The 12,316-nt window shown below is 71.7% G+C and carries 11 protein-coding genes; 6 read left to right on the top strand and 5 right to left on the bottom strand.

All coding sequences use genetic code 11. The features are described from left to right. Nucleotides 1-68 precede the first annotated feature (68 nt). The 3 genes from ACFQ7F_RS32590 to ACFQ7F_RS32580 form a co-directional block, all read right to left on the bottom strand. Entirely contained in the window at nucleotides 69-2,213 is a 2,145-nt protein-coding gene (locus ACFQ7F_RS32590) for a family 20 glycosylhydrolase (protein WP_383278278.1), read from the bottom strand. Nucleotides 2,214-2,466: 253 nt separating this feature from the next. Next, nucleotides 2,467-3,807: an NAD(P)/FAD-dependent oxidoreductase gene (locus ACFQ7F_RS32585; protein WP_383278275.1), complete on the bottom strand. Its 1,341-nt coding sequence runs from the start codon at nucleotides 3,805-3,807 to the stop codon at nucleotides 2,467-2,469. A 200-nt stretch (nucleotides 3,808-4,007) separates the two neighbouring features. After that, the gene (locus ACFQ7F_RS32580) at nucleotides 4,008-4,943 is read right to left on the bottom strand and encodes a TIGR01777 family oxidoreductase (RefSeq protein WP_383278272.1); all 936 of its coding nucleotides are present in this window, start codon (nucleotides 4,941-4,943) and stop codon (nucleotides 4,008-4,010) included. Between the two features lie 109 nt (nucleotides 4,944-5,052). On the opposite strand from ACFQ7F_RS32580, the gene ACFQ7F_RS32575 reads away from it, so the two are divergent. Together ACFQ7F_RS32575 and ACFQ7F_RS32570 are read left to right on the top strand one after the other, a co-directional pair. Continuing rightward, complete coding sequence (locus tag ACFQ7F_RS32575; protein ID WP_383278269.1) at nucleotides 5,053-5,541, top strand: GNAT family N-acetyltransferase; 489 nt, start codon at nucleotides 5,053-5,055, stop codon at nucleotides 5,539-5,541. A gap of 116 nt (nucleotides 5,542-5,657) precedes the next feature. Continuing rightward, nucleotides 5,658-6,809: a PP2C family protein-serine/threonine phosphatase gene (locus ACFQ7F_RS32570; RefSeq protein WP_383278266.1), complete on the top strand. Its 1,152-nt coding sequence runs from the start codon at nucleotides 5,658-5,660 to the stop codon at nucleotides 6,807-6,809. A 20-nt stretch (nucleotides 6,810-6,829) separates the two neighbouring features. Here the strand turns inward: ACFQ7F_RS32570 and ACFQ7F_RS32565 are convergent, their stop codons facing one another. Continuing rightward, a complete protein-coding gene (locus ACFQ7F_RS32565; RefSeq protein ID WP_383278263.1) occupies nucleotides 6,830-7,513 on the bottom strand; it encodes a TetR/AcrR family transcriptional regulator in 684 nt (227 codons plus the stop codon). Between the two features lie 144 nt (nucleotides 7,514-7,657). Here ACFQ7F_RS32565 and ACFQ7F_RS32560 point away from each other — a divergent pair, with 144 nt between their 5' ends. Both ACFQ7F_RS32560 and ACFQ7F_RS32555 read left to right on the top strand, forming a co-directional pair. Then, nucleotides 7,658-8,443 (top strand): SDR family NAD(P)-dependent oxidoreductase, encoded by a 786-nt coding sequence (locus tag ACFQ7F_RS32560; protein WP_383278260.1) that lies wholly within the window; start codon nucleotides 7,658-7,660, stop codon nucleotides 8,441-8,443. Between the two features lie 237 nt (nucleotides 8,444-8,680). Beyond that, on the top strand, nucleotides 8,681-9,505 hold the full coding sequence (locus ACFQ7F_RS32555) for a peptidoglycan recognition protein (protein ID WP_383278284.1): 825 nt from the start codon (nucleotides 8,681-8,683) through the stop codon (nucleotides 9,503-9,505). Between the two features lie 17 nt (nucleotides 9,506-9,522). Here the strand turns inward: ACFQ7F_RS32555 and ACFQ7F_RS32550 are convergent, their stop codons facing one another. Beyond that, nucleotides 9,523-10,047: a DUF4240 domain-containing protein gene (locus tag ACFQ7F_RS32550; protein ID WP_383278281.1), complete on the bottom strand. Its 525-nt coding sequence runs from the start codon at nucleotides 10,045-10,047 to the stop codon at nucleotides 9,523-9,525. Nucleotides 10,048-10,204: 157 nt separating this feature from the next. Here ACFQ7F_RS32550 and ACFQ7F_RS32545 point away from each other — a divergent pair, with 157 nt between their 5' ends. Continuing rightward, a complete protein-coding gene (locus ACFQ7F_RS32545; RefSeq protein ID WP_383278257.1) occupies nucleotides 10,205-11,185 on the top strand; it encodes an SDR family oxidoreductase in 981 nt (326 codons plus the stop codon). A 50-nt stretch (nucleotides 11,186-11,235) separates the two neighbouring features. After that, nucleotides 11,236-12,207: a helix-turn-helix transcriptional regulator gene (locus ACFQ7F_RS32540; protein WP_383278254.1), complete on the top strand. Its 972-nt coding sequence runs from the start codon at nucleotides 11,236-11,238 to the stop codon at nucleotides 12,205-12,207. The last annotated feature ends 109 nt before the right edge of the window (nucleotides 12,208-12,316 follow it).

Raw genomic sequence — 12,316 nt, 5'->3', positions numbered from 1 at the left:
GGGCGCATGTGTAAGGGGCGGGCCTGCGCAGGCCCGCCCCTTACACATGCGCCCACCGTGGGGCGGGTTCAGCGCAGGCGCGCGACCTCCTCGGGGGACAACGCCTCGTCCCACGTGGTGAGTTCGTCCAGGTCACCCCGCAGGCTCGCCTTCTCCGTCCCGATGGAACGCAGCGGCAGGGGGACCGACGCCGCGACGGACCCGACCCGCTGACCGTCGGCGTACAAAGTGGTGTGCCCCGGAGTCGTCACCCACGTCAGCCGGGTCCAGCGGTCGAGCGGCACCGTGTAGTCGAAGCTGAAGTCGGCCGCGCCGTACCGCGTGAAGCCGACCTGCCCGGTGCCGTGCTGCATCAGCTTCAGCGCGCCCGCCCTGGAACTGAGCAGCACTTGGTCCGCGGTCCTGGCCGTCGGACGGACCTGCACGGACGCGGTCCACGGCTCGGCGACGTCGAGGCCGCCGAAGCCCACACCGTCCCGGTCGGAGTCGAAGCGCCAGGCCTTGCCGCGCACGCCGTCCATGCCGTCGACGGGAGTCGGGTTGTTGATGATGTAGGAGGTGCCGGAGAGGCGGCCCGCCACGTCCTTGGCGAAGATCGTGTTGCCGGGGCTGCCCGCGTACGTCCAGCCGCTGGGGTACGACGCGTCGTCGAACGTCCAGTGGTGGCTCGGCCGGCCCTCGACCCGCGGCGGCACCGGTGCGGGCGTCGTGCCCGGAGGGTCGCCGATGCGGGCGGCGCGGGCCCTGAAGTCGGCGAGAGCGTCCGGCGTCGTGGACTTGTTCCAGGCGCGGTCGGCGAGGATCGCGCGGGCGCCCGCCATGCTCTGCTCGAAGTACCCGTCGTCGGCCCAGAAGTTGTAGTCGGCCCAGTTGGTGACGCCGGAGCCGAGCATGTCCGGGTCGGTGTTCGGCGCCCAGCTGTCGTACATCCAGGGCTCGTCCGGATACAGGTGGTGGTAGTTGTTCGGGGTGTCGTAGAACGGGCCGATGGCGATCTCGTCGTGCCCGGGGATCTCCGGTTCGGCGCCCGTGCCCTCCCAGGTGAGGAAGACGACCGGGTCGTGGACCTTCTGCTGGGGCGCGGCGAGATGTTCGGAGCCGTTGTAGACGGCCGTGCGCTTGCCGTGCGAAGTGACGACGTCGTCAAGGGTGTTGATGTAGCGGTTGAGGAGGTCGCCGAGCGTGGACACGTCGGGCGCGCCCGCCAGATGGTCCTTCACGCGCGGGCACTCGGCGAGCTGCCCGGGGACCTCTTCCGCTCCGATCGAGAACAGCGGTGCGTCGAACCAGCCCGCGAACTCGTCGACGATCTCCTTCGACTTCGCGATCGCCTTGTCGCTGGTCATGTCGATGATCCAGTCGGGCGTGAGGTGCGAGTGCGTGTGCGCGCCCGTGCACGCCCCTGCCCCGGACCCGAAGCCGATGCCGAAGGCCTCACTGATCACGGTGGCGTGGCCGGGGAGTTCGAGGCCCGGCATCAACTGGACGTGGTGGCGGGCCGCGAAGGCCTTCAGGTGCTCGATGTCGGCCCGGCTGTAGCTGTGGTCCGGGTCGGCGAGGCCCGGGAACTTCGGGCTGTAGAGACGGAAGCCCTCGGACTCGGAGAGATGCAGGAAGAGAGTGTTGAGCTTCTGGTCGCCCATCCTGCGGATCAGGTTCTCCAGGTAGGCGATCTTCCAGTACTTGCGGCCCGCGTCGAGGTGGACCATGCGTATCGCCTGCGCGGGACGGTCGGTGGAGCGGGCGCGGGGGACGGCGCGGTGGTCGTCGGCCGTGGCGCGCAGCAGCTGGAGGAGGGTGCGGGTGCCGTAGTAGAGGCCGTGGGTGGAGGCGGCTTCGATACGGATCGGGCCCGCGCTGTCGAAGGTGTACCCCTCGGCGCCGAGCTTTCCCTCGGGGGTGAGGCCGAGGGTGATGTCGCCGTCGGCGGGGCGGCTCGCGCGGTGGGCGATCTGGGCGATCCGGGGTGTGATGCCGGTGACCTGCTTGATCTCCGTACGGAGCTGGGTGGCGAGCTTGCGCACGGACTGGTGTGCGGGGCCCGGGAATTCGCTGCGGCCCGAGGGGAGCGCGGTGGTGGATCCGGCGCGCCGGTCGATCAGGATGCGGGTGCGCTCGGTGAGTTCCGTACGGCCGTCGAGCGCGGTCCAGTCGGTGGGGCGGGGGACGACGGAGGGCACTGCGGCCTCCGTGGCGGTTGCGGTGCTCGGCAAAGACAGACCTCCTATGAATAGCCCGAGGATGAGCGATATCACCGGCATGGTGCGACGCACGTGTGTCCTCCCGCGGCTTGGCGATCCGGTGGGACCGTAGCCGTGGGGTGCTGGTGTGGCAAGGGGAGTTGCAGGGATGTGCGGGAAAGGGCGAAAGCCCCCGCGTGGGGGCGCGGGGGCTTCCAGGGGTGGCAGGAGTGACTTATAGATCGGATGGGTTGGGCGTCGGGTGAGGCGGGGCTTGTCGGTTGCGTCAGGCCGCCATCGGGAAGTGCCCCGTACCGTGCGCGGGGTCCACGCCGAGGTCCGCCAGCGCGGCCCGCGCCGCGCGGCGGCCCGAATGCAGCGCGCCCTGCACCGTGCTGGTGTCCCGGTGGTCCCCGCACACATAGAGCCCCGAGAACAGCCGCACAGGGCGGCGCAGATCGTGCGGGGGCGGCATCGCGGGCACCGCATCGCGGGTGTGATGGACGGCGAGGGGTTCCCAGCGGGCGGCCGATGTGCCGTACAGCTCGGCGAGATGGGCGAGGACGGCGCGCTCGTCCGGCGGCGGGCCGAGGACCGTCGACGAGATGAGCGCCCGGCCCGCGGGCGCGCGCGACGGGTCGACGTGGCTGACCACGGCCGTGTGCGCGACCGGCCCCGAACGGTCGGCGTCGAGCAGCAGGGCGGGCTCGGCGAGCGGCGGCTCGGGGGCCGCGTGGTGCACCACCGTCACCTGGTGGAAGGGCGGTACGCGCAGGCCGGGAAGGAGTTCGGCGGCGGCGCGGGCGTCGGTGGCGAGCAGGACGGCACGGCAGCCCACTTCGCCGTGCTCCGCGGTGGTGACCGAGGTGGTGGAGACGGCGGTGACGCGTACGCCGGTGCGCACCGTCCCCGGCGGCAGCGCGGCCGACAGGAGCTCGGGCAGTACCTCCGCGCCGCCCTCGGGCAGGCACAGGCGGCCGCGTGCGAAGGAGCGCAGGGCGAGGTCCGCGCACCGGCTCGACGTCATCAGGTCCGGGTCGCAGAGGAGTGCCGAGAGCAGTGGGCGCAGGAAGCCGTTGACGGTGCGCGCGGGCAGACCACGGGCGAAGAGGGCTTGTGACGCGGGGAGTTCGGGGCGGGCGAGAAGACGCTTCGGGTGCGTCGCCGCGAGTCTGGCGAGTGCCGCGCCGAGGCGGGCCTGGTCGAGGGGGCCGCCGAGGGGGGCCGCGCGGGGCGTGGTCCGTGCCGTTCGCGGGCCCCTGGGGGCGCTTGCCAGGGCGCGTGCGGCGGTCAGTGCGCCCCTTGCGCGCCGGGAGCTCGTGGGCTCGACGGCGCGGTGGTGCCTGCCTTCGCTGTGTACCAGTACGCCGGGCGCGAAGGGCCGCAGTACGAGTGCGTCGAGCCCTGGCGTGGTGCGTAACTCGGGGTAGGACGTGGTGAGCAGTTGCCCGGTCCTGTCGAGCCGGAACCCGTCGACCTTCTCCGTCGACATGCGCCCACCGAGGTAAGGAGCGGCTTCCAGGACGACGGTCGTTACACCGGCCCTGGTCAGCTGGTGGGCGGCAGACAGTCCCGCGACCCCCGCTCCCACGATGACGACATCCGCATGGTGCGCAGGCTCTGGCACGTGCCCCTCCCCGAGGTAGCGCGGCTGCTGGGGACGTCATGCCCTCAACAGGGCTTCGGAATCACCGAGTACCGCACGAGGGTAGGAGCCATGACGGTCGGCGGCAGTCGCGCATCGACCGAGCACGGTCGCACGCCGGTCGCACGCGGCGCTGTCTGCCGCGGTGCCGCTGATTGAAGTGCCGCTCATTGAAGTGCCGTTTACCGCAGTGCCGCGCGGATCGACTCCTCGATGCCCGGGAACGCGAACGAGAAGCCCGACTCCAGAAGCCGCGTCGGCAGGACCCGCTGGCTGCCGAGCACGTCACCGGCCATCTCGCCGAGCACGACGCGCAACGCGGGCGACGGCGCCGTGAAGAGCGTGGGCCGGTGCAGCACCCGCCCCATCGCGGCCGTCACCTCGCGGTTGGTGCGCGGGTCGGGCGCCGTCAGATTGACCGGCCCCGAGAGCGAATCCGTGTCGAGCAGGTGCCGCAGCGCGGCCACCGCGTCGTGCAGCGAGATGTGGCTCCAGTACTGACGGCCATTGCCCAGGCGCCCGCCGAGCCCTGCCTTGAAGAGCGGGAACATCCGCCCCCAGGCCCCGCCCTCGCGCGCCACCACCAGGCCGTTGCGCGCGAAGACCGTGCGGATGCCCGCTTCGTGCGCCGCGGCCGCCGCGCCCTCCCACTCCACGCACAGGGAGGGCAGGAAGCCCTCTCCGGCAGGGGCGCTCTCGTCCACCGCACGCTGACCGGTGTCTCCGTAGTAGCCGATCGCGCTCGCGCACAGGAACACCCGGGGCGGCTCGTCCAGCGAGGTCACCGCATCGGCGAGCGCCGATGTGCCGAGCACCCTGCTGTCACGGATCTCCTGCTTGTAGGCGGCGGTCCAGCGGTGGTCGCCGACCCCGGCTCCCGCGAGGTTCACGAGCGCGTCGCAGCCCACGAGCCCCGCAGTGTCGACGTACCTCTCCTTGGGGTCCCATCGCACCTCGTACTTCGTACGAGGTGCCCGGCGCACGAGCCGCACCACCTCGTGACCGTCGTCGGTAAGAGCGCGTGTCAGCGCCGTTCCGATGAGGCCGGACGCACCGGCCACGGCTATACGGGACCGCCGCGCGGACGGGACTGACTGTTCGGACTCGGTGGACTCCATGACGCCATCCTGCCCCGGAAACCCGCGGAGAGCCGAGAGCGGAGAGCCGAGAGCCCGAGAGTGCAGAGAGCGCAGAGAGCCGCGAGGCGTCCGTCGTACAGTGACGCCCATGCCGGACACGCACATACGTACCGCCCTGCCGGACGACGAAGAAGCCCTCGGCCACATCGACCGCGCCACCTGGTCCACCCTGCACGCGGTACAACCGGCTCCACAGCTCCCGTACCCGCCGTTCTTCACGGACCGCTTCGGCCCCCGCGACCACCTGGTCGCCGAGCGGCACGGCGTGGTCGTCGGCTACATACGGCTCGGTTTCCCCACGTCCCTGCTCGCCAACGCCCACGTGCGCCAGATCCTGGGCCTTGCCGTCGCGGACGAGGCGCGCGGCAAGGGAGTGGGCCGCCGACTGGTCAGGGCCGCGGTGGAGGAGGCCCGCCGCCAGGGCGCTCGGCGCATCACGCTGAGAGTGCTCGGCCACAACACCGCGGCCCGGACGCTCTACGTGTCCGAGGGGTTCGTGGTCGAGGGGGTCCTGCCGGGAGAGTTCTTCCTCGACGGCTCGTACGTGGACGATGTGCTGATGGGGCGCGGGCTCTGACACTTCCGGGGCGGCCATGATCTCCACCCGGGGTTCGGCACCCGACGGACCGGCCCGGCGTGCGGCGTACGCGCGCGCGTAGGAGCGTGAGGAGGCCGACCGGAAGGAGCGAACCGATGTTCAGGGTCGCTGCTGCCAGTCGGCGAGACCGGGACGAGCCGGGCTGGCTGCGCGGCGCGCCACCGCCCCACTGGGTTCGCTGGCCTCCGCCCGTACTCCTCGCCGTGCTCTCCGTCATCCAGCTGTCCACTCCGGAGACGGTCGACCTCAGCTTCCTGCTCGCCGCCGTGCCGCCGCTGGCCGCACTGTCGTACGGCGCGTCGGCCACGGCCCTCTTCGGCGGCACCGCGGTGCTGCTGCTCTCCCTGCCGGGCTTCGGACTCGGCCGCCCCGGGAGCAGCGATCTGCTGACCGTCACCTTCGTGGCGCTGCTGAGCATCGTGTTCGCCTGGGTACGCAGCCGGCGCGACGCCCAGCTCGTCACCGTCCGCACCGTCGCGGAGGCCGCCCAGTTCGCCGTCCTGCCACCGCTGCCGGAGAGCGTGGGCCCGGTGCGCTGCGCGGGTCTCTACCGTGCGGCGCAGGGCGGGACGCTGGTCGGCGGCGATCTCTTCGACGTACGCAAGGGGATCTGTGGAGTACGGGCCCTGGTCGGCGACGTCCAGGGGCACGGCCTCGCGGCCGTCGGCACGGTGGCCGCGCTGCTCGGCGCCTTCCGCGAGGCGGTGCTCGACCAGCCCGATCTGGAGGGGGTCGCCGCCCGCCTCGACCGGCGCCTGGTGGTCGACTCAGAGCAGGCCGAGCACGCCGAGCTCTTCGCCACCGCCGTGCTCCTGGAGTTCCGTGACGACGCTCCCGAGCTGCGGATCGTCTCCTGCGGCCACCCGCCCCCGCTGCTGCTGCGCGGCGGAGTCGTCGAGGAGCTCACCGTGGCGCCGGGCGCGCCGCTGGGCCTGGGGATCGCCGGAGTCGCCCCGCCCGAAGAGGTGACCCTCGCCCTGAGGCCCCGTGACCGGCTGCTCGTCGTGACCGACGGGGTGACCGAGGCGCGGAACGCGGCCGGTGACTTCTACCCGCTGCCCGAGCGCCTCGCCGTGCTCTGCGTCGACCTGCTTGACGACCCGGCGGCGCTGACCTCCGCGGTGTGGGCGGACCTGATGCAGTTCTGCGGCGGGGTCGGGGACGACGTGGCGCTGCTGGCGTTCTCGCTGGACCTGGACCTGGACCTGGACCTGGATCTGGATCTGGAGCCGGATCCGGAGTCGTAGGGGAGCTGTTGGCGGCAGCCTCAGCCGTCACCGCGCCCGGCGGTCAGGAGCCGAAGCCCGCCCGTCAGTTCGCGCAGGCAGCGCACCGCCAGGACGGCCGGGGAGCCGGGTCCTTCGGTGGGTGCGTCCGTGGCGGCCCAGGTCTCCAGGGCCAGGCGGATGGCGTCCGTGGCGGCAGCGGCCGCCAGGCGTACGTCCAGTTCGTCGGCGTCTTCCCCGGCCAGGCGGGCGAGCACGGGCACGAGCTGCTCCTCGGACTCCTGGTTCACGCGGTACCAGACGGCGCGCAGCGCCGGATCGTCCTGCGCGGCGCGCAGCAGGCCGCGGGTCCACTCCAGGGACTCGGCCGCGCGGTCGTCCGCCGCGGTCAGCGCGTCCGCGATGGACCGCTCAAGCGCCGTCGGTACGCCCGCGGCCGGGTCGAGGTCCGCCAGGCGGGCCCGCCACTCGGCGGCGCCGCCCGCGAGGAGCGGCGCGACCGCGTCCTGCTTGTTGCGGAAGTACCGGTAGAAGGTGCGCAGCGCCACTCCGGCGCGGCCCGCGATCTCCTCGGCCGTGGTGCCGTCCGGGCCTCGCTCGGCGAAGAGCTCGGCCGCGGCGCGGGCGATGTCGAGCTGCGTGGCCGCCTTGCGGCGCTCGGTCAGCGACGGTTGCGACGGCTGGGGCCGCTGGGGTTTCCGGGGCTGCGACGGGTGGGTGCTCACCCCCGCAGCCTACGCGCGATCATCACCCTGATACGTGAATTGTCGGCATGGCAAAACGTGCCAGAGGGGCGTACATTGAAATCAGATCGGGAAGGCCGGATCCATGGGCGGATCCGGGAGCCCGGAGTTGATCGGAGGCATTTCATGAACCGCTACGCAGGCCGTCGCGCACTCATCACCGGCGGTGGCTCGGGCATCGGACAGGCCACCGTCCTCCGGATCCTCGAGGAGGGCGGCACGGTCGTCGCCGCCGACGTCAGCGAGGCGGGACTGAAGGACACCTCCGAGAAGGCGGGCGCCGCGGCCGACCGCCTCACCACTCTCGTGGTCGACATCTCGGACGAGACCTCGGTGCGCGAGGGCGTCGCCGCCGCCGTCACCACGCTCGGCGGCCTGGACGTCCTGGTGAACGCGGCGGGCGTGCTCCGCTCCTCGCACACGCACGAGACCAGCCTGGATTCCTTCGACCACGTCATCCGGATCAACCTGGTCGGCACGTTCCTGGTGATCCGCGAGGCGATCCCGGCGCTGCTCGACGGCGATGACGCCGCCGTCGTCAACTTCAGCTCCACCTCCGCGACGTTCGCCCACCCGTACATGGCCGCGTACGCGGCGAGCAAGGGCGGCATCCAGTCCATGACGCACGCGCTGGCCGCCGAGTACGGCAAGCAGGGGATCCGCTTCAACTCCGTCCAGCCCGGCTCCATATCCAGCGGCATGACCGACGGCAGCGGTGCCAGCAAGCAGAGCGTGGGTCCCGGCCTGCCCGAGGACGCCGACCTGAGCTTGTTCGTGAAGCTGGCCCCGGCCATCGGCAAGGGCTTCGCGGGGCCGGAGTCCGTGGCATCGGTGGTCGCCCTGCTCGGCTCGCAGGACGGCAAGTTCATCACCGGCACCGAGGTCCGGGTCGACGGCGGCACCCACTTCTGACACTTTTGAGCCGCTTCCGGGCTCCGGTTCCCGGCTCCGGTTCACCCGAGTGGCGGATCGCAGATCGCGGGTGGTGCGGGTGGGGCGGAGGGTCGGACCATGCGTGTCTTGCGTCGATGGTCCGGGGCGCGCGTGCCGTCGGCGGCGCGTGCGGCGGGCCGTGCCGCCCGGGCCGCCCGTGCGGCCCGTGTGGCGCTGGGTTGCCTTCCCGGGTTCGTGGCCGTGGGGCTTCTGCTGATGTGCGCGCTGTTCGTGGGGCCCGGCGCGTCGGGGGCCTCGGGGCGAGCGGGTGACGGCCACGGTCCGGTGGCCCTCTCCGGGCGCTCCGGGCTCTCCGGGCTCTCCGGGTTCGGCCTCTCCGAACACTCCGGGCCCGGCGAGCGGGCAGGCGTGACCGGGCGGCGCTCCGAGATGCCGGCGGCCGCGTCGCCGGTGCGACGGATGGCGGGGCATCTGGCGGCGCAGCCCCGCGTCGTGCCGCGTGCCGAGTGGCTCCCCGCCGCGCTACAGGAGCAGCCGCCCGCCCGGTATGCCGACCGGGTCCGCGCGGTGTTCGTGCACCACACGGACTCGCCGAACAGCTACGACTGCGGCGATGCCCCGCGCATCATCCGCTATCTGTACACCGGTCAGACCGAGGGCAGGCAGTGGGACGACATCGGCTACAACTTCCTCGTCGACCGGTGCGGGACCGTCTACGAAGGGCGTGCGGGCGGGATCGACCGCGCCGTGGTCGGGGCGCACACGCAAGGCTTCAACCGGGGTTCGGTGGGGATAGCGGCGATAGGGACGTTCACGGAGGGGGTTCCTGTTCCCAAGGCGATGACCGATGCCGTAGCGGCGCTTGCGGCGTGGAAGCTCGGCCTTTCGGACGTGGACCCGCGTTCCACGGTGCGGCTCGTGTCATCGAACAGCCTCAGCAAGTACGCGGAGGGGGCGAGCGGCCGGTTCAGCGCGGTGTCCGGGCACAACGACGGCTACTACACACAATGCCCGGGGGCGGCACTGACATCGGCGCTCCCCGCGATCAGGGAGGCGGCGGCACGGTTGCAGAGCCGGTAGGAGAAGTCGTGGGCCGCTCAGTCGACCTCGCCGAAGCGTTCCCGCAGCTTCGGGTAGTGCTGGGTCAGCACCGCTTCGTCCTCGAAGGCGAGCGGTGTGCCCTCCGGTTCGGCCGGGGCGGGAGCGATGCCGAGGTCGGGGGAGACGACGCCGGTGAGCTGCTCGTAGGCCTCGTCCGCCGCGTAGCCGAGCTCCTCGCCGTCACCGTCGATCTCCTCGTCGAAGTCGTCGAGGAGATCCGCGAGCGAGTCGGGGTCGTGCAGGGCTCCCTCGAAGACCTCACGCCCCTGGCCGATCAGCCAGCAGCGGAAGTAGTCGAAGGCATCGTCGCTCGCGCCGCCGAGGATGATCCAGGCAGCACCCCAGAGGTCCCAGCGGTACGCACGGTTGTAGCGCGCCTCGAAGTGACGGGCGAAGTCGAGCACCATGTCCGGCTCAAGTTCGAGCAGCTTCTCGGTGAGCAGGTCGGCGTGGTCCTCGGGGTCGCCCTCGGCGGCCACGCGGGTGCGGTCCACGATCTCCCAGAACTCCGTCTCGTCCATCACGGGACAAGCATCGGCCCTGGGGGGTGGGTACGCACGCGGAGTGCGGCGGATGCGGCCCTCTCGTTATGCGTGCACATGCCCATGGAAAACCCGACAGCAGATGTCGGTATTGAGTGGCAGCCTCCAGGACATGGAGAGCAAGGAGAGCAAAGACATGGCGAGCACACCCGCATCCGCGCCCGCATCCGCAGCCGGACCCGCGCAGTCCCTGACCGGAAAGGTCGCCCTCGTCGCCGGTGCCACCCGTGGCGCGGGCCGGGCCATGGCCGTGGAGCTGGGCCGTGCCGGAGCCACCGTGTACGCGACGGGACGCACGACCCGCAAGCACACCAGCGAGGTCGGCCGCACCACGGAGACCATCGAGGAGACCGCGGAGCTGATCACCGCGGCGGGCCGGGAAGCCGGGGGAGCGGGCACCGGGATCGCCGTACCCACCGATCACCTGGAGCCCGAGCAGGTCGAGGCCCTCGTCGAGCGGATCGACCGTGAGCAGGGCCGTCTGGACATCCTGGTCAACGACATCTGGGGCGGCGACGTCCACGTCGAGTGGGACAAGAAGATGTGGGAGCACGACCTCGAAAAAGGGCTGCGCCTGATGCGCCTGGGCATCGAGACCCACATCGTCACCAGCCGTTACGCACTGCCGCTGCTCATCAGGAACCCCGGCGGCCTGGTCGTCGAGGTCACCGACGGGACCGAGGAGTACAACGGCCCCAACTACCGCAAGCCCTTCTACTACGACCTCACCAAGTCGGCCCCGCTGCGGATGGCGCGCGGCCTCGCCGAGGAGCTCAAGGAGTACGGCTGCACGGCGCTCTGTCTGTCCCCCGGCTGGCTGCGCTCCGAGTTCATGCTCGACACGGCCTTCAGCGTGACGGAGGAGAACTGGCAGGACGGCTGCGAGCAGAATCCGCACTTCGCGATCTCCGAGACCCCGACGTTCGTGGGCCGGGCCCTGGTCGCGCTCGCCTCCGACCCCGACGTGGCCCGCTGGAACGCGGCGTCGCTCTCCAGCGGCGGCCTCGCCAAGGAGTACGGCTTCACGGACATCGACGGTTCGGCGCCGGACGCCTGGCGCTACATCGCGGAGGTCGAACAGCAGGGCAAGCCCGCGGACGTCACGGGTTACCGCTAGTCACCCCGAGTCGCGCAGGTGGCGCCCCGGCTAGCGGCATCATGGGGGGCATGCGCGCTGCACGCCTCATCAAGATGGTGCTTCTGCTCCAGGCCCGCCCCTCCATGACCGCCGCCGAGCTCGCGGGTGAGCTCGAAGTGTCCGAGCGGACCATCACCCGCGATGCCCAGGCGCTCTCGGAGGCGGGAGTCCCGGTGTACGCGGACCGGGGGCGGACCGGCGGCTACCGGCTCATCGGCGGCTACCGCACCCGGCTCACCGGCCTCGGACGCAGCGAGGCGGAGGCCCTGTTCCTGTCCGGAGTGCCGGGCGCGCTGCGGGAGATGGGCCTGGAGGACGCGGCGTCGGCGGCCCGCCTGAAGGTGTCGGCGGCGCTGATGCCCTCGCTGCGGGACGCCTCGCAGAACGCATCGCAGCGGTTCCACCTGGACGCGCCGGGCTGGTTCCAGGAGACGACGGCGCCCGAGCTGCTGCCCCCGCTGGCGGACGCGGTGTGGGACGACCGGCGGGTCACCGCCCGCTACCGGCGCCAGGACTCCGAGGTGGAAAGGGAGTTGGAGCCCTACGGCCTCGTGCTCAAGGCGGGTGTCTGGTATCTGTGCGCGCGGGTTCCCGACACGGGTTCGTTCCGGGTGTACCGCATCGACCGGTTCGCCGCGATCGTCGCGGGCGAGGACCGCTTCGTACGCGACGAGGAGTTCGATCTGCCGGGCTTCTGGGAGGAGCGGGCCGAGCAGTTCGCGCGGGCGATCCTGCGGTCCGAGGTCGTGGTGCGGCTCTCCGAGGCGGGCGTACGACAGCTTCCGTACGCCACTGATTCCGCGTCCACGCGTGATGCGGTGGAGACCGCGAGCGCCCCGGACGACGAGGGCTGGGTGACGCTCACCCTCGCCGTGGAGAACGAAATGGTCGCGTACACCCAGCTCATGTCCCTGGGCCCGGAGGCGGAGGTCTTGGAACCGGCGACGCTGAGGGAGAGATTCACAGAAGCGGCCCACCAGATGGCCAGCCGCTACGAGTAGCGGCAATCGGGCGGCTGGGCGGGAAGACATCCGCCGCGAAGCGGCGGGCCAAAAAGCGCACCCGCACACGGGTACGGGTCCCTGCCACAAAGGCAGGGACCCGTACCCA

Source organism: Streptomyces sp. NPDC056486 (genome assembly GCF_042795295.1).
Taxonomy (GTDB): domain Bacteria; phylum Actinomycetota; class Actinomycetes; order Streptomycetales; family Streptomycetaceae; genus Streptomyces.
This window is presented reverse-complemented; position numbering and strand designations above follow the sequence as displayed.